This window comes from Paraglaciecola sp., assembly GCF_039964565.1.
Taxonomy (GTDB): domain Bacteria; phylum Pseudomonadota; class Gammaproteobacteria; order Enterobacterales; family Alteromonadaceae; genus Paraglaciecola.
The window spans coordinates 173,998-190,021 of record NZ_JBDVXF010000044.1 but is presented as its reverse complement, the minus strand read 5'-3'; the positions used below and the strand labels follow the sequence as shown (position 1 = coordinate 190,021).

Below are 16,024 nucleotides of genomic sequence, written 5' to 3'. Positions count from 1 at the left end.
TGTGGACAAGCTCAAAAGTATGTACCTAAAACTCAATGAGCGTGAACAACGTTTAGTGATTGTTTCCGCAATAATGATAGTCATCGCTATTTTTTATTGGGGCATATGGTCGCCACTGAATACGTCCCTTGAACGTAATAAAGTTGCAGTTAAGAATCAAACAGAATTACTTGATTGGGTTCAAAAGAATGCCAATAAGGCAATTCAACTGCGCAGAAGTGCAGGCAAAAGCGCATCATTTTCTGGTTCTTTGCCTCAAGCGGTAAACCAATCAGCAACACGTATGAATATCGCTATTTCGCGGATGCAACCTCAAGGTGAGGAATTACAGGTGTGGATAGATCAAGCACCTTTTAATGACTTACTAAGTTGGCTACAGTCACTTGAACAAACCGGTATAAACATATTGGACATCGATATTGCAGAGTCTGATTTGCCAGGGCAAGTTAAAATTCGTCGTTTAAAGTTAGGGAAGTCATGAAGTCAGCATTGAAATGGGGCAGTTTATGTCTCGTGGTTTATTTTGTTTTTTTAATAATTAAATTGCCAGCTGTGCATGTTTTTGCGCAAATTCAGTTACCCAAAGAGGTGCGTCTAAGCGGCATTACTGGCACCATTTGGAATGGCCATGCACAACGTGCGCAAATAAACGGCTTACCCATTTCTAACCTAGAGTGGAACGTGTCTTTTTTGCCCCTATTATTGGGGCAAGTAAGCGCCGATGTTACGGCTGGAAATTTACGAGATAAAAACCAAATTTCGCTAAATGCCCATGTCAGTGCCACAACAAATCATATTGAAGCTAAAAATTTGTTGGCTTACGTACCCACTGACCTCGTAATTAGTTTGTTACCTTTGCCTGTTCCGGTGCAAGCTGACGGGCGTTTTAAGGTGCAATTAGACGAAGTGTATTACCAACAAGGATGTCAACAATTCACTGGAAAAGGTCAATGGCTCAACGCTAACTTTACCGGTAACGCTGGGGTAATAGACCTAGGTAACTTTAATGCGGATTTAAGCTGTGAAAACGGTGCCATTGTGGTCGATGTTAAACAACCCAATAGTTTTGGCTTAACAGCAAAAGCTTCGATTCCTGCGAATATGAAGTTTAAAGTTTCAGGGCGTTTTAAACCCGACGCAAACTTGCCTGCAGAAGTGCATCAAGCCGCTCAATTCTTTGGGAAACCTGACGCCGAGGGATATTATCCTATCAGGTTTTAGCCGCTTTAAGACTTTAATATTTTTGACCTAGCTCAGACGATAACTGGGCTGTCCTCAATATCAGCTAATAAATAGCGATAATCTTGGATTGATGGGTAGTCAAAAATATCTCTCACTGCTTGTTTGCTGTCTGGGTTACTAACAGCTAACAAGTGTTTAATTCCAAAGTCTTGAGCCGCCTTTAAGATACCCAAACTGTCATCAACAAATAACGTATGTTGTGGATTAAACCCAAGCTTATTGTGAAGTTGTCGCCATAATTCTTGGGACTCCTTAGTCACAGAAAATTCGTGGGTCGAAATCAACTGGTCGATATGTTGATCTAACTGGGTATGTTCTACTTTAAGGGATAGACTATCGGGGTGCGCGTTGGTCACTAAGATAACTTTTCGCCCCGTCGCTTTTAAGGCATCAATAAAAGGTAAACTATCATCGCGCATACTGATTAGATGTTGTATTTCGCGCTTGGCTTCGACAATATCAATGTCGAGTTTTTCTGTCCAAAAATCCAAACAATACCAACTTAACGTCCCCACCACCTGTTCATATTCAGAGCTCATTAGGTCTTTAGCTTGTTGCAAAGAAATATCCCGTTTTATGGCTAATTTTTTAGGTAAATGCTCTAACCAAAAATGATTGTCAAAGTGAAGATCGAGTAATGTTCCGTCCATATCAAGCAACACAGTGTGAATATCTTTCCAAGCAAGCTTTGACAAGTGGCATGTCCTCAATTTAACAGGTATATTTAAATTCATCGATTTATAGTTTATTCAATCTTTGAACTCCCAAAAACGACAGTTATATTAACGTGAAACATTCATGAGCAACACAGACAATAAGAAATCACTTCCACAAATCCATTCTCGTAAAGTGGTTGCCAATAGCGGACTATTTAGAATAGAACAACTCGATTTAGAATTTTCTAACGGTGAAACCCGCATTTTTGAACGCATGGCGGGTAGCGGCCGAGGTGCAGTCATGGTGGTGCCTTTTATCAATGACCATGAGTTTTTATTAGTAAGAGAATATGCGGCTGGTACACATACCTACGAACTAGGCTTTCCTAAAGGGCTCATTGATCCTGGCGAATCACCTGAAGTAGCGGCAAATAGAGAGCTAAAAGAAGAAGTGGGCTTTGGCGCGAAAATATTGCATCTACTTCAAAGCGTGAATATGGCGCCTGCATTTTTTGACGCTAAAATGACCATTTTTATAGCTGAAGATTTGTACCCTAAAGTATTACCCGGTGATGAGCCAGAACCTTTAGAAGTGATTAAATGGTCAATTAACGATATTGACAGCTTACTAGCCAAAGAAGATTTTATTGAAGCAAGGTGTATAGCCGCATTATTACTTGCTGAAAAATGGAAGAGAGCGCCCTAATGCCGACACAGAACATTCAACAGTTACTGGATATCGCTAAAAAAACCGCTGTTAAAGCAGGTAAAGTGGTTTTAGAAATATACGACAGCGGTGATTTTACCAGTTATCAAAAAGACGACGATTCTCCGGTGACTACCGCTGACTACAAGGCCAATGAGGTCATAATGGAAATGCTCGAAAAAGCAACGCCTAACATTCCCATTATGTCCGAAGAAACCGAGCTAAGAGATCTAGCGTTACGTAAAACTTGGACCCGATATTGGCTAATCGACCCTATTGATGGCACACAAGAATTCATTGCTCGCAGTGGCGATTTTGCGGTAAATATTGCGTTAATAGAAAACAATGTCCCTATTATGGGAGTGATTTACTGGCCAACAGGAGAAACATTGTATTCCGCGTTGAAGGGTCATGGTGCGCATAAGGAATGTCCTGTAGAAAGTAAACAAATTTTTGTACGCAGCTTAGACGCCCCTGATAATGACCCAGTTATAATTGCAATCAGTCGCAGACAGGCTCGTGAAAGAGTGATGTCTAGCCTCAGCGAAGATCGTGTATATCAAACGTTACCTGCGGGCAGCTGTTCTCTTAAAGCCTGTTTTATTGCTGAAGGAAAAGCGGATGTATTTTTACGCTTTGGGGTAACAGGTGAATGGGATACTGGCGCGTCTCAATGTATAGTGGTCGAAGCGGGTGGTAAAATATTGGCACATGATTTTGCGCCTTTAAGTTACAATTTACGTGAAAGTGTTATTAACCCAGACTTTTTTATTATGGGCGATCAAAATGTCGATTGGCAAAGCATAGTTAAATGTGAATTTGGCAATGACAACCAACTTGTTTAACAACATCATTAATACCTAACTGAGTTTATTATGAAATCTTTATTCACCAGCATTATGTCAGTCGTTTTATTTTTATTTAGTTTTTCTGCCAACGCCAATTGGACTTTAGTCAATGACCTATCAAGTCTAAATTTTGTCTCAACTAAAAATCAACATGTTAGTGAAATTCATCACTTCAAAACGCTAAAAGGTGAATTGAGCCCTACAGGAAAGTTACTCATTGAAATTGACTTAACAAGCATTGATTCAGGTATTGAAATCCGTGACACTCGTATGCGCGAAAAACTTTTTGTAGTTGATAAATTCCCGACTGCTAACTTATCTGCTCAATTATCGAGTAACTTGTTATCCCTTGAAGAAGGCGAGTCGATATTAGCCACACTTCCCGCTAAATTAGACCTTATGGGTATATCCAAAACAATTAAGGTATCAGTACAAGTCACCGGCACGGCTAACAATGGCATAATTGCTACCAGCACCCAGCCAATATTAATATCGGCTGCTGACTTTGGTTTAGCCTCTGGGATTGAAGTTTTACAAAAACTTGCAGGACTAAGTGGCATAGGACTAACTGTTCCAGTGAGTTTTAATTTGTTATTTAACGCAGACTAAATTGACAAGCTACTGCTGGAGAGTTTCCGATAATTCAAACTCTCCAAGCTGTTGTTTAGGTATGATATTCACCGTTTCATGTAATTCAGAGTAGACTAATAGCACCTCACCAGAGTTTAGCTGTTTCAGAACTTGTTGTACTTTTTGCTGCATTGACACATCTGCCTCTCCGTATTCAGTACCTTCGCGTAAGACAAAACCTTCAATAATGTTCAGTAACGTCTCTTCATTCAAATCGGCAAGAGGGATAATCATATTGGATCACCAGAAAATACTTCTGTATCTGCAATGAAAGGCTTGAAGAAAGAGTTGGCTCTTTGCTGCATCCAAATTTTAGGTCGCCATGGCGTACCTTGCATAAAACCTACATGGCCGCCGTTTTCACTCACTTCTAGGCATACACTAGGTGATAGCGTATTGGATGCCGGCACTATGCTTTTGTGCATAAAAGGATCGTCTTTGGCATGCACAACCAAAGTAGGTGTGGCAATGCCATTGAGAAAGTTTACCGCACTACATTTTTGATAATAATCGTCTGCGCCTGCAAATCCATGTAGTGGTGCAGTGATATTTTCATCAAAGTCTCGAAAACTTCTAAACTGTTTAATCTGTGATTCTGTAACATTGAGCAACTTTCCATAGTCGATACTACGCATCTTAATCAGCAAGTTGTTAACCATGCTTTTTAATAAATAGGTCTGATAAACTTTTGAAAAACCTTGATTAATACTACTTGCACATAGCGCTAAATTAAATGGAGTAGACACAGCCATTGCAGCTCTTATGATTTTTTGCCTAGGCTGTTCACTGAGTAGTTTTAGCAGCATATTTGCACCTAGTGAAAAACCCATGGCCGCTTTACGTGTTTCGGGAAATTTTTGCTCAAGCCAATTCAAAAAATACCAAGCGTCTCCGGTTTCACCAGAATGATAAGCTTTGGGAGTGATATTCTGCTCTCCACCGCAGCCACGAAAATGCATTAGCACCACGGAATAACCTTGTTTGACAAAATTCGCCATCATATCGTTAGTATAGTGAGAACGAATCGAGCCTTCTAAACCATGAAACATAGCGATTAAGCCTGAAGACTTTTGAACATCTCCCGCCCAAATTAAATTGACGAAGTCCCCATCAGGCAGTGCTAATTTTTCCTTTCGATAATTTAGCTTAGCGCGTCTTTGTATAAAACGCGGGAAAATGGTTTGTACATGTCTATTTTTAGCCCACCAAGGTGGTACAAAGTCACTTTCGACAATTTCACCATAACGGACATTTTGATTGGTTTGAGACTTGGAGAACATCAATTATTAAAGTTACATAGTTATTAGAGTAAGGTACATCAATTGAACTAAAACATAAAAATCTTTTTTAGTTCATCGCGATACAGAAACCGTTAAAAATAAGAATAATAAAATAGCTGACATTGTTCGACTAAAGTTAGAAGGTACTACCGAAAAAGTTATCTATACCATTGACGATACAACTCTAAACAAAATCCTCACTATATCATCCACATATCATTATCCAAACATCACTAGAAACTATCTCTAGGCGCGTCCATATCACATTTTTTGCATGTCAGTTTATGACCAAGCATGGATTTTCGACCATCTTCACTGGTAACCCAAGGGCGACTTACCCATGGAGGGTTATGACGGACATGTTGAAAATGGCCGCAAGCCAATTCAGCCACCCAGTCATTATCTTCATCCAAGTGATAACCTGTAATCGGGCTTTGCATGCTTATAGATGTCGTAATCTAATTTTATCAAGTGCCATTTTGTAGCTCAAATTCCTGCTGTTTAATTTCTAACTGCTCTTGGGTGTCGAGCCACTGCATCTCTGTTTCTTCCAGATTGGATTTTAACTGTGCTTGGTCAGCCAATACTTTTTTAAGTTGTGGCTTGTTTTCGGCACTGTAGATTTCGGTATCGCTAAGTTGCTCTTCCAACAACTGTAATTTTTTATGAGCATCAGCCATGCTTTTTTCATACTGTTCAATGGCTTTTCTCATTGGTTTAGTTGCTTGTCTAAATTCTGCTTCTAAACGTTTAGTATTTTTGCGGTCGGGTTTCGCTGAATTTTTTTCATTGGTAGCGTTTAAATTTTTATCTGTGCCTTTATCCCCTTTTAGGATCCAGTCTTTGTAATCATCTAAGTCACCATCAAAAGCTTGCACTTGTTTTGAATCCACTAAATAGAAGTCATCACAAACTGATGCCAGTAGAAACCTATCATGTGAGACCAGCACCATGGCACCTTCAAAACCTTGTAATGCCATATTGAGTGCGTGGCGCATATCTAAGTCTAAGTGGTTGGTTGGTTCATCTAGCAACAGCAGGTTAGGCTTTTGATAAACGGTTAATGCCAAAACCAAACGGGCCTTTTCGCCGCCAGACATAGGAGCGACTTTGCTCAAAGCACTGTCACCACGAAACCCAAAACCACCTAAATAATCTCTCAAGCTTTGTTCGGTAGCTTTTTTATCTAATCGTTGCATATGGGCCAATGCCGAATCATCACCACGTAAAAACTCTAATTGATGCTGGGCGAAATAACCTATTCGTAAACCGGCAGAGGTTTCATAAATGCCCTCTATAGGAGTCTTTTCACCAGCTAACAATTTGATTAATGTCGATTTTCCCGCTCCGTTTTTCCCTAACAGACCAATTCGACTACCTGGCACCAAATTCAAGTGAAGCTTCTCTAAAATAACAGTGTCGCCATAACCTACTTTAACTTGCTCCATTTTTATTAATGGATTCGGTAACTTAGGAGGAGTGAAAAACTCAAAACTAAATTCAGAAGCGGCCATCACGGGCAATAAGGTTTCCATTTTCGCCAGCTGTTTAACGCGGCTTTGTGCCTGCTTAGCTTTACTTGCTTTGGCACCAAAGCGATAGATGAAGGATTCGAGATGGGCAATTTGATCCTGTTGTTTCGCGTATTGCAAGCTTTGTAAACGCAAACGTTCGGCACGTTGCTTTTCATAGGCATCGTAGTTGCCGGTGTAACTGATCAGTTGTTGTTGTTCAACACTAATAATTTCATTTACCGTACTGTCTAGAAAGGACTTATCGTGAGAAATCAACATCAAAGTACCGGCGTAACGCTGCAACCATTTTTCTAACCAAATTACCGCGTCTAAATCGAGATGGTTAGTTGGCTCATCTAACAGCAATAAATCAGAATGGCATAACAATGCTTGTGCCAAATTCAAACGCATCCGCCAACCACCCGAAAAGTCAGACACTGGATTTTTCATTGCGTCATTGGCAAAACCAAGACCAGCTAAAATAGTGGCTGCACGGGCATCAATATCATATGCACCGACATGCTCTAACAAGCCATGTAAATGAGCTATTTGTTCCCCGTTGTGAGTTTCTTCTGCTGAAATAAGTTGAGTTTGTAGTTTTCTGTATTGTTTATCACCGTCAATGACATAATCCAGTGCAGAGCGATCTACAGCTGGCGTTTCTTGGGCAACGGAGACAATTTGCCAATTTTTAGGGATATTAAAATCCCCTTGTTCGGTATGTAGCTCTCCCTTTATCAAAGCAAACAAACTCGACTTACCGCAACCATTGGCTCCGATTAAACCTGCTTTGTGACCGGGATACACAGTAGCGTTGGCATCTTGTAGCAGTACTTTACTACCACGCATTAAAGAAACATCTGAAAATTGGATCATGAAAACCTGTTAAAAACTTTTAGTTAACCCAAGGATTGAGTCTGTATTTTTTGGTACTGACACCAATACGGGATAACACTCAAAATTGAATAGGAGTATCATACCAAGATGAGCAACCGAAAAAATCTCTTAAACCATGGTTAACAAAATAAAAAAACGATTTGTTGCAGGTGCAACTTGCCCCAAATGCCGCGCACTTGACACAATCATGCTGTATTTTGAAAATAATGTAGAAAAATTGCAGTGCGTTAAATGTAATTACTCCGAATCACAGGCAGATAAAAAAGTGGCAAAGGCCACCCGAACTAGCGAGAGTGTAATTGGGGTGTTTAAGCCGGAATAGCTTTTGATCTTAGTAACGCAGTCGTTAGGCTTGTTGATTGAACTGTTCACGAACAATTGGCTTTTTATACTTCTGCAGAATATTTACCTACTACCTTTTTAGGTTTAAGACTATTAGTAATGTGGCGGTGGCATTTCCTCTTTTTCTGAGGCCATATTACTCGGTTCGATGGCACTGATTTTAGAGGCCATTTGTTTGAGCTGATATTGCAAATCATCGATTTGTTTTTGTTGTTCAATAAGAGCTTGGTTTAGGCTTTCAATTGTGTCTTCTTGAAAAGCTATTTTCATTTGTAATTGTTCAATATCTGTTTGTACTGTCTTCATTAATTTCCGATCTTCCACTTTTCTAATAGACCACTGCTACTTTCTGAAATAATTTCGCTTTCATTCAGAAACCCGACTGAATGCAAAACTGCCGATGCGGGTTTACTGCCTTCGCGGGCTGCTACGCGCCATTCATTTAACTCTTTACCCGAATTCACATCCCAACGGTTGATTCTTCTTGCTGGGGAACCTGTTAGTAGAAACTTGCCATCATCAGAAAAAACCGCGACTGTGAAAATTCTTTGTCTTGCCATATATTGTAAATTGCTGACTTCTTTGCCGGTAACTAAATCCCAAATCCTTGCGTCGCGCTTACTGTCAGCAGTAAATGCATAACGCCCATAATCATCTAACGACACCTTAGTGACTCGACTGGTATGTTCGAACTTGTGAATAACTTGACCCGTTCGGGTATCCCACAAATACGCTAAGTAATCGTTACCACCTGTTAATGCAAAAAAACCGTTTGGCGATATATCCACACTATTAATTTTTTCTTGATGACCTAAAAACTCTAATCGCCTGCCGGTAAAAGGTTCAAAAAACATGGCTTTGCCACTGCCACGGCCAACCAGAATTCCTCGGCCTTGGTTTGCAACGGCAATATCCCGAATACTGGACTCATCGATACGCCAAAACCCTTCAGGCTCTCCTATATTCAAATTCCACAGCGCAAATGCTTCTCTATCCGAAGTCACTACGTATGAATTATCAAAAGCAATATGAATATTCGTTACTGAGTTATTACCATCATCCTGATGCTGCCATACGAATCGCCGCTCATTGGTTACCAAATCCCAAACAGTAATACCATTCTCTATACTCGAAACAACGGCAATAGTATTATCTGCAGAAATTTTTGACGCATGTGATCCGCCCTCAGCAAGGCGAAACGAACTCACAGGCTTGTCACTTGCCCCACCACAACTTAAGAGTGTTGTAACACAGAGTAAGATTGCGAAATAAAAGTTTGTAGAGTGTGTGCCCAATGTATTTCTCTTTTGCTATATGCTGTTTAGTATATGTGTTTTATGTGGCAATCACATACTGCTAGTTGGAGATTTATAATGAAAATGGCCTCAATCATTGTATTGATTGTTTCAATGTTAACCTTAAGTGCCTGTCAGCCACTTGTTGATCCTATGAAAGTGGAAAAGGTCGACCTTGATACTGAATTACAAAAACGCTCGTATACTATGGGCGCTAGCATCGGCCAAATAGTTAAAGAGAAGCTCACTAATCACAAAGCAATTGGAGTTGAATACGATAAAAATATGATTCTAAAAGGTTTCATAGCTGCCTTACAAAATCAATCTCAACTAAATAACGAAGACATCCAGTCCATCACTCAGCAAGCAGAAACCTTGGTATCAGAAAAACAAATCGAACTAAAAATTCAAAAAGGTAAGGAAAACAAAATCAAGGGTTTAGCATTTTTAACCGAAAACGCTAAACGAGAAAATGTCATAGTGCTCGATTCTGGCCTGCAGTATGAGGTGCTTAAAAATGCCAAAGGGCGTAAACCTGCAGCTTCAGATACAGTGACTGTCCACTACTTGGGTACACTTATAGATGGGACGGAGTTTGATTCGTCATTTGCTCGAAATAAACCCACCACTTTTCCTTTAAACCGTGTGATTAAAGGTTGGACAGAGGGGCTACAACTAATGAGTGTGGGAGCAAAATACAAATTTTATGTGCCTTCTAACCTAGCCTATGGTGCCCGGTCGACGGGTGAAATTAGCAGTCATTCAACCTTAATATTTGAGGTCGAATTATTAGACGTCATCGAATCAAATAAACCTGCAACAAAGTAAATTCAATTAGAGGTAATCATAATCACCCAATAAAAAAGCCGGACACTATACAGTGGCCGGCTCGACTTTATCATTTTGATAATCAGCTATTCTCCTTGCTGAACCTTATTCCCTCACTTTGTTGCCCTTCGAAAGGGCTATTTATCCCGATTTAACCGGGTAATTTAAGAACTGTTAAATTTTGTCTTTCGACTTAAATACTTTCAACTTAAATTTCTAATATTGTTTTTACCTCAAAGCAATTGTTGCCAAGTTTAAAGGTAGTATGACTTTCTCTCTCAATTTCAGTTGACTTTATAATTAACAAAAAAAGGGCAACGCTTTTTCCGCTAGGTTCATCAAAGTATTTATTGAGTATGGGGTTGAGTTAATTTTTGATTAAAACTCACTGCACTTTGATTAGTGTTAAGCATAGTCGATAACGGCACTTTGATAAGGCAAACTTAGACATTTTTTTGGAATAAATTGCACTAATAAAAGTGTTTTTATTACCACTTAATGTTGCAACTTTTTCTTCATCGTCTACTGCCTTTAGCAAAGTTTGAATCTATTCGAGAATAGGCCCTTTGGTAAAAGCCCAAGAAAACCTATAATTGACATATTCCAACTATATTTTGAGCTAAATTCAAAATTGAAGACCAAGTTAATCACACCTGAAGGTTACAAGAAACTCTACGATGAACACGAACATTTATGGAAGGTAAAGCGCCCTGAAATCACAAAAATTGTAAGCTGGGCGGCGAGCCTTGGAGACCGCTCAGAAAATGCTGACTATCAATACAATAAGCGATTGTTACGCCAGATAGATAGGCGTGTTAGATTTCTACGAAAGCTACTCCCAGAACTTCAGGTTGTGCACCATAGTCCAGCACAAAATGGTAAAGTGTTTTTTGGTGCTTGGGTAGAGATTGAAAATGAAGCAGGCGAAGTTAAAAACTTTCGTATCGTCGGTCCGGAAGAAATTTATGGTGAAGATAAGGACTTCATATCTATCGACTCCCCAATGGCTAGAGCCCTTATCAAAAAGTCTGTAGATGACACTTGTATTGTTAACACTCCCAGCGGCACCAAAGAATGGTTTATTAATTCAATTCGCTACAAAGATGCATTTAAATAGGAATTGATATTATTGTCACTTTTATTGATCAAATGCTGGTAATTTCGGGCTTGCACCCTTATATAAGGGCTTAATTAAAAAATGAATGACATACAGGGTCTTCGATGATGATAGTGGAAAAAATTGCGCAAGAGTTACAAGTTCAAGCGCAACAGGTACAAGCAGCAGTAAAATTACTTGATGAAGGGTCTACAGTACCTTTTATAGCTCGCTATAGAAAAGAAGCCACCAACGGCCTTGACGACATAGCATTGAGAAAATTAGAGCAGCGCTTGACCTATTTACGCGATTTAGAAGACCGTCGAAAAGTCATTATAAAATCAATCGAAGAACAAGAGAAAATGTCTTCTGAATTGATGACTAGCTTATTAAACGCTGAAAATAAAACTGAGTTAGAAGACATATATCTTCCCTTTAAACCCAAGCGTCGTACTAAAGGTCAAATTGCCATTGAACAAGGGCTTGAACCACTAGCTAACTTATTACTTAACAATCCTGAATTAACACCGGAATCCGAAGCCCAAGCATTTGTGAACGAAACCAGTGATATAACAGACATTAAGTCAGCCTTAGACGGAGCCAAGTACATTTTAATGGAGCGATTTGCAGAAGACGCTCAATTACTACAAAAAATTCGTCAGTATTTAAACAAACACGCTCATATTAAAAGCCAAGTAATCGCTGGCAAAGAAACTGAAGGTAGTAAATACAAAGACTATTTTTCACATACTGAATTGTTGAGAAAAGTCCCTTCCCACAGATCTTTGGCCATGTTTAGAGGGCGCAACGAAAAATTTCTGCAAGTCAGTTTAGATGCTGATCCCGAAAAGGACGAAAATGATAAAAGCTCCTACTGCGAACAAATTATAGCCGAGCACTTCAATATTAAATTTTCTAACAGACCAGCAGACTCATGGTTGGCGTCAGTGGTGCAATGGACTTGGCGAGTTAAAACACTATTACATATGGAAAACGAATTATTTGGCACGGTGCGTGAACAAGCTGAGCAAGATGCGATTAATGTATTTGCCAAAAACCTAAACGATTTATTAATGGCTGCTCCTGCTGGTCCAAAGGTGACAATGGGCCTAGATCCGGGGTTAAGAACCGGTGTAAAACTAGCGATTGTAGACACCACTGGCAAAGTTTTGGCGACCTCGACTATTTTTCCTCATGTTCCACAAAATCAGTGGGACAAATCGCTACGAACCCTTGCGACCTTATGTAAACAACATAAAGTGCAACTTATCAGTATCGGTAATGGTACGGGCTCAAGAGAAACCGATAAACTAGTGGCAGAAATGATCAAGGCAAATCCTGACTTAGCCGTAAGTAAAATTATCGTCAGTGAGGCAGGAGCCTCGGTTTACTCTGCTTCTGAACTAGCTTCGAACGAACTACCGGATATGGATGTTTCTTTGCGTGGCGCGGTTTCAATAGCAAGGCGCCTACAAGACCCTCTTGCTGAATTAGTCAAGATTGAACCTAAAGCTATAGGTGTTGGACAATATCAACACGATGTGAGCCAAAGTAATTTAGGTCAATCTCTCCAAACGGTGATTGAGGACTGTGTAAACGCTGTTGGGGTTGACATCAACACAGCATCTGGTGCTTTGCTTAGTCATGTATCAGGTTTAAATCGAACCTTAGCCAATAATATTGTCAGCTACCGCGATCAACACGGGGCGTTTAAACTCCGTAAAACGCTACTTGAAGTCGAAAGGCTAGGGCCAAAAGCCTATGAGCAGGCGGCAGGTTTTTTGCGAATTATGGGAGGAGATGATCCTCTTGACGCATCCGCAGTGCATCCAGAAGCTTATCCAGTAGTAAACTCTATCGTGCAGCACGCTGGTATAGCAATGAACGATATTGTGGGTAATACCGATGTTCTAAAAAGACTCAAACCTGAAGAGTTTGTAACCGATTCTTTCGGCCTCCCAACTGTAACTGACATAATCAGCGAACTTGACAAACCTGGCCGCGATCCTCGCCCAGAATTTAAAACAGCCAACTTTAAAGATGACGTGCAATCCTTGAAAGATTTAAAAGTTGGTATGATTTTAGAAGGCGTTGTGAGTAACGTGGCCAACTTTGGGGCATTTATAGACGTAGGTGTACATCAAGATGGACTAGTGCATATCAGCGCCATGACAGATAAATTTATTTCTGATCCCAGAGATATTGTTAAAACCGGAGATATCGTCAAAGTTAAAGTAATGGAAGTGGATGTGGACAGAAAACGTGTTTCATTTACTATGCGAATGGGTGATACACCTAATCAACCAGCGAAGCAGTCGCCACGTAAACACACGTCCGATAAAAAGCCTCACAACCGTCCAGCTAAAAGTAATCAACAGCAATCACAACCTAAGCAATCCAATCAAATGATGGGCAATGCATTTGCTGACGCTTTTGCCAAAGCGAAAAACAAGTAAGATTAACAGGCTTAAAAGCAACAAACCCTCGTTCGAGGGCTTGTTTTATTGTTAATAACCGTAAGTTTTACGAATACTGTTGTAAGCCTTCGGCGCGAGGATTAGCTACTTGTTTGTAGAAATGTTCAATCACTGACACCCTACGGGTAATATCTGAATCTCTATTTTTGAGAAACTCACTGACATCATGTAAATCAAAATCTAGCCCAGTGGCGTTTTTCTCTTCGGCTTCTGACTCATTAGAGTCCAATGAACGAGTCGGAATATCAATCTCTATTTCTTCAACGATATCCTCAAGTGAAGGCGGGCTATCGATACCAGAATCTTGTTGCGTTTTTTCATTATTCTGAAGGTCTGGTACAGCTTGATTATAGGCTTCGAGCGCTTCTTGGGCTTTTTCACTCGCTATTTCAGTACGTGCTTCAAGGGCTATTTGAGTGGCTTCGGTTGCAACACGTAAATCTTGTACACTTGGCTCTGCGGGAGCCAAGGCTGCGGCTTTAACTTGCGTCGCTTTACGAAGCGTTTCCTCTGGAGTTGACTCTTTTGATATATCAATAGAAACTTCACCCGCTATTGCATATCTTCTACCATCAGGGCCTGTTTCATATTCATACTGGGGGGAGCTCGCGTATTGCCCTCCCAAGGAAGCATGAGCCTGTTCATGAGTCCTAACTTCAGCATCACGCCGTTTTAACTCAGTGATTTGCTGTTGTTCAGCTTGTTGCTGCTGCCTATCTTCTGCATTTTCTTTTCCTGCACTGGCATCTTGCCCGTTATCTTGTAGCGTGTCGCTTTGTGTATCGAGTTGCTGGCCGGTTTGCGGAACGGGTTTTTCATAGGTTAGAGGTTGAGACGATTTACCTGGTGTTTTCGCCTTGTCAGCTTCGGAGCCTACACCGGTTTCAGCTGCAGACTTTTCTCCGGACGTTAACTGCGGTACCGCTTCTCGAAGAGTATTGTCTTTTCGCACTGACTCAGTATTAACGGTGCCAACGTTAAATACTGTAGGAGTGGGGACGGGAGGGACAATATTCATAAGGCGTCGGCCGAAACTAAGCCAAAATATCCAAAATAGTGCCGACAGTACTGCTTGCGGTATCAACTACTTTTGCAGAAGCTTGTGCATTATTCAGATTGACTGACAAACCAACTATGTCGTAGGTAATGCCATCACTAGTTTGCGGAAGAGTTTGTTTAATTGCATCGAGTTGGTTTAACGTAGCATTTGCCAAAAACTCTTGGGGGTCATTAGACGGCGCAGTAACGGCTGATAGATTCGCTAGGTTAGAAGCATTTTGTGTAATTCCATCAGAAGCTTTTTGCAAACCAATAGTACCGCTTACAATCGCAACATTTACGTTGTTACTGATGTTCATTACCTGTACCTCTATACCTTAACCTCTCATGTATAATTATTAACCACTTTTAGATTTTTTCATAGCATTACCGCGCTTTATTCGTTAATCAATTGCCTTTAATAGGTGTTTTGCGAAATTCTCAGTGTTTGAAATAAACGGAGCATGGGCCGCATCGGAAATAAAATCGATGGATACCCTAGCATTCAATTGTTTAATTAGAGGTGCGACTTCTTTAGGCACTAAGGTATCGAAACGACCTAAGAATATCTGACAAGGAACCAATAATGTGCTGAATTGTTCTCGCAAATCAATATTTTGTAATAACTGCAAGCCTTCAGCTAATGCCACTGATGATGGCACGGGGTATTTTTGCACTGCAAGTTTGATAGTTTTTGCTTCTAGTCTGGCATTCACGCTTCCCATAGCTTGCACTGCCAAAAAGCGTGCTAGCGTTTTAGTTGGGTCTTGGTGCAACTGCTGAGTAAATAAATCCAAAATTTTAGGATCAATTCCAGGCCACGATATAGTTTTGGAAAACCTAGGACTAGAACAAATTAGAATCAATTTTTTGAGTTTTTGTGGATAACGATACCCTACTTGCTGGGCAACTAACCCACCTAAAGACCAACCAATAAGAATGCAGTTCTCTGGAAGCTGGTCTGCCACCATAGTCGCAACAGTTTCCAAGTTATATGGAGTAGGCGATTGTTGATAATTTAATCCGTATCCAGGTAAATCAATAGTAGTGATACAAAACTCACCTTTGAGTATTTCTATAAGTGGCTGCCAAACGCCACTATTCACGCCCCAGCCATGTAAAAAGACCAAATTTTTGCCACTGCCTTGAGTCGTTATTTTTAAAACCTTCAACAT

19 protein-coding genes are annotated in these 16,024 nt (G+C 40.3%); 9 read left to right on the top strand and 10 right to left on the bottom strand.

Features of this window, described 5'->3' with window-relative positions:
• Position 1: 1 nt before the first annotated feature.
• Together ABJK37_RS20600 and ABJK37_RS20595 are read left to right on the top strand one after the other, a co-directional pair.
• On the top strand, positions 2–481 hold the full coding sequence (locus ABJK37_RS20600; RefSeq protein ID WP_348357772.1) for a type II secretion system protein M: 480 nt from the start codon (positions 2–4) through the stop codon (positions 479–481).
• A complete protein-coding gene (locus tag ABJK37_RS20595) occupies positions 478–1,221 on the top strand; it encodes a type II secretion system protein N (RefSeq protein ID WP_348357770.1) in 744 nt (247 codons plus the stop codon). The genes ABJK37_RS20600 and ABJK37_RS20595 overlap by 4 nt, the downstream gene beginning before the upstream one ends.
• 32 nt (positions 1,222–1,253) lie before the next feature.
• Here the strand turns inward: ABJK37_RS20595 and yrfG are convergent, their stop codons facing one another.
• The gene (gene yrfG, locus ABJK37_RS20590; protein ID WP_348357768.1) at positions 1,254–1,937 is read right to left on the bottom strand and encodes a GMP/IMP nucleotidase; all 684 of its coding nucleotides are present in this window, start codon (positions 1,935–1,937) and stop codon (positions 1,254–1,256) included.
• A gap of 103 nt (positions 1,938–2,040) precedes the next feature.
• On the opposite strand from yrfG, the gene nudE reads away from it, so the two are divergent.
• From nudE to ABJK37_RS20575, 3 genes are read left to right on the top strand one after another with little or no spacing between them, the layout of a single operon-like run.
• Entirely contained in the window at positions 2,041–2,604 is a 564-nt protein-coding gene (gene nudE, locus ABJK37_RS20585) for an ADP compounds hydrolase NudE (protein WP_348357766.1), read from the top strand.
• Positions 2,604–3,449, top strand: coding sequence for a 3'(2'),5'-bisphosphate nucleotidase CysQ (gene cysQ / locus ABJK37_RS20580; RefSeq protein WP_348357764.1), 846 nt, complete (start codon positions 2,604–2,606; stop codon positions 3,447–3,449). Before nudE ends, cysQ begins: the two co-directional genes overlap by 1 nt.
• Before the next feature lie 30 nt (positions 3,450–3,479).
• Positions 3,480–4,061 carry a YceI family protein gene (locus tag ABJK37_RS20575; protein ID WP_348357762.1) on the top strand — a complete coding sequence of 194 codons (582 nt, stop codon included), beginning with the start codon at positions 3,480–3,482 and terminating at the stop codon, positions 4,059–4,061.
• Between the two features lie 9 nt (positions 4,062–4,070).
• Here the strand turns inward: ABJK37_RS20575 and ABJK37_RS20570 are convergent, their stop codons facing one another.
• The 4 genes from ABJK37_RS20570 to ABJK37_RS20555 all read right to left on the bottom strand — a co-directional run bounded on the left by ABJK37_RS20570 (position 4,071) and on the right by ABJK37_RS20555 (position 7,752).
• Positions 4,071–4,316, bottom strand: coding sequence for a YheU family protein (locus ABJK37_RS20570; protein WP_348357760.1), 246 nt, complete (start codon positions 4,314–4,316; stop codon positions 4,071–4,073).
• The gene (locus ABJK37_RS20565) at positions 4,313–5,362 is read right to left on the bottom strand and encodes a hydrolase (protein ID WP_348357758.1); all 1,050 of its coding nucleotides are present in this window, start codon (positions 5,360–5,362) and stop codon (positions 4,313–4,315) included. The genes ABJK37_RS20570 and ABJK37_RS20565 overlap by 4 nt, the downstream gene beginning before the upstream one ends.
• A 233-nt stretch (positions 5,363–5,595) precedes the next feature.
• Positions 5,596–5,802 carry a DUF3565 domain-containing protein gene (locus ABJK37_RS20560; RefSeq protein WP_348357756.1) on the bottom strand — a complete coding sequence of 69 codons (207 nt, stop codon included), beginning with the start codon at positions 5,800–5,802 and terminating at the stop codon, positions 5,596–5,598.
• Between the two features lie 27 nt (positions 5,803–5,829).
• On the bottom strand, positions 5,830–7,752 hold the full coding sequence (locus tag ABJK37_RS20555; protein WP_348357754.1) for an ATP-binding cassette domain-containing protein: 1,923 nt from the start codon (positions 7,750–7,752) through the stop codon (positions 5,830–5,832).
• Positions 7,753–7,888: 136 nt separating this feature from the next.
• On the opposite strand from ABJK37_RS20555, the gene ABJK37_RS20550 reads away from it, so the two are divergent.
• Positions 7,889–8,095, top strand: coding sequence for a YheV family putative zinc ribbon protein (locus tag ABJK37_RS20550; RefSeq protein WP_215932980.1), 207 nt, complete (start codon positions 7,889–7,891; stop codon positions 8,093–8,095).
• A 113-nt stretch (positions 8,096–8,208) separates the two neighbouring features.
• Here ABJK37_RS20550 and ABJK37_RS20545 read toward each other — a convergent pair whose 3' ends face one another.
• Positions 8,209–8,421 (bottom strand): SlyX family protein, encoded by a 213-nt coding sequence (locus ABJK37_RS20545; protein WP_348357751.1) that lies wholly within the window; start codon positions 8,419–8,421, stop codon positions 8,209–8,211.
• Positions 8,421–9,377 (bottom strand): hypothetical protein, encoded by a 957-nt coding sequence (locus tag ABJK37_RS20540; protein WP_348358240.1) that lies wholly within the window; start codon positions 9,375–9,377, stop codon positions 8,421–8,423. The genes ABJK37_RS20545 and ABJK37_RS20540 overlap by 1 nt, the downstream gene beginning before the upstream one ends.
• Positions 9,378–9,488: 111 nt before the next feature.
• On the opposite strand from ABJK37_RS20540, the gene ABJK37_RS20535 reads away from it, so the two are divergent.
• The 3 genes from ABJK37_RS20535 (at position 9,489) to ABJK37_RS20525 (ending at position 13,790) form a co-directional block, all read left to right on the top strand.
• Positions 9,489–10,238: an FKBP-type peptidyl-prolyl cis-trans isomerase gene (locus tag ABJK37_RS20535; protein ID WP_348357749.1), complete on the top strand. Its 750-nt coding sequence runs from the start codon at positions 9,489–9,491 to the stop codon at positions 10,236–10,238.
• 631 nt (positions 10,239–10,869) lie between these two features.
• Positions 10,870–11,355 carry a transcription elongation factor GreB gene (gene greB, locus ABJK37_RS20530; RefSeq protein WP_348357747.1) on the top strand — a complete coding sequence of 162 codons (486 nt, stop codon included), beginning with the start codon at positions 10,870–10,872 and terminating at the stop codon, positions 11,353–11,355.
• Between the two features lie 107 nt (positions 11,356–11,462).
• Entirely contained in the window at positions 11,463–13,790 is a 2,328-nt protein-coding gene (locus tag ABJK37_RS20525) for a Tex family protein (protein ID WP_348358238.1), read from the top strand.
• Between the two features lie 67 nt (positions 13,791–13,857).
• Here ABJK37_RS20525 and ABJK37_RS20520 read toward each other — a convergent pair whose 3' ends face one another.
• The 3 genes from ABJK37_RS20520 to bioH form a co-directional block, all read right to left on the bottom strand.
• Complete coding sequence (locus tag ABJK37_RS20520) at positions 13,858–14,829, bottom strand: putative metalloprotease CJM1_0395 family protein (protein WP_348357745.1); 972 nt, start codon at positions 14,827–14,829, stop codon at positions 13,858–13,860.
• Between the two features lie 16 nt (positions 14,830–14,845).
• A complete protein-coding gene (locus ABJK37_RS20515) occupies positions 14,846–15,169 on the bottom strand; it encodes a hypothetical protein (protein ID WP_348357743.1) in 324 nt (107 codons plus the stop codon).
• An 84-nt stretch (positions 15,170–15,253) separates the two neighbouring features.
• Positions 15,254–16,024 carry a pimeloyl-ACP methyl ester esterase BioH gene (bioH, locus tag ABJK37_RS20510; protein WP_348357741.1) on the bottom strand — a complete coding sequence of 257 codons (771 nt, stop codon included), beginning with the start codon at positions 16,022–16,024 and terminating at the stop codon, positions 15,254–15,256.

Coding starts and splice junctions, on each gene's coding strand:
- ABJK37_RS20515 (WP_348357743.1), bottom strand. CDS start 15,169: ATGAACATCAGTAACAACGTAAATGTTGCGATTGTAAGCGGTACTATT.
- ABJK37_RS20570 (WP_348357760.1), bottom strand. CDS start 4,316: ATGATTATCCCTCTTGCCGATTTGAATGAAGAGACGTTACTGAACATT.
- ABJK37_RS20525 (WP_348358238.1), top strand. CDS start 11,463: ATGATAGTGGAAAAAATTGCGCAAGAGTTACAAGTTCAAGCGCAACAG.
- ABJK37_RS20520 (WP_348357745.1), bottom strand. CDS start 14,829: ATGAATATTGTCCCTCCCGTCCCCACTCCTACAGTATTTAACGTTGGC.
- ABJK37_RS20555 (WP_348357754.1), bottom strand. CDS start 7,752: ATGATCCAATTTTCAGATGTTTCTTTAATGCGTGGTAGTAAAGTACTG.
- cysQ (WP_348357764.1), top strand. CDS start 2,604: ATGCCGACACAGAACATTCAACAGTTACTGGATATCGCTAAAAAAACC.
- ABJK37_RS20535 (WP_348357749.1), top strand. CDS start 9,489: ATGAAAATGGCCTCAATCATTGTATTGATTGTTTCAATGTTAACCTTA.
- ABJK37_RS20575 (WP_348357762.1), top strand. CDS start 3,480: ATGAAATCTTTATTCACCAGCATTATGTCAGTCGTTTTATTTTTATTT.
- bioH (WP_348357741.1), bottom strand. CDS start 16,024: ATGTTGAAGGTTTTAAAAATAACGACTCAAGGCAGTGGCAAAAATTTG.
- nudE (WP_348357766.1), top strand. CDS start 2,041: ATGAGCAACACAGACAATAAGAAATCACTTCCACAAATCCATTCTCGT.
- ABJK37_RS20560 (WP_348357756.1), bottom strand. CDS start 5,802: ATGCAAAGCCCGATTACAGGTTATCACTTGGATGAAGATAATGACTGG.
- ABJK37_RS20595 (WP_348357770.1), top strand. CDS start 478: ATGAAGTCAGCATTGAAATGGGGCAGTTTATGTCTCGTGGTTTATTTT.
- ABJK37_RS20545 (WP_348357751.1), bottom strand. CDS start 8,421: ATGAAGACAGTACAAACAGATATTGAACAATTACAAATGAAAATAGCT.
- ABJK37_RS20565 (WP_348357758.1), bottom strand. CDS start 5,362: ATGTTCTCCAAGTCTCAAACCAATCAAAATGTCCGTTATGGTGAAATT.
- ABJK37_RS20550 (WP_215932980.1), top strand. CDS start 7,889: ATGGTTAACAAAATAAAAAAACGATTTGTTGCAGGTGCAACTTGCCCC.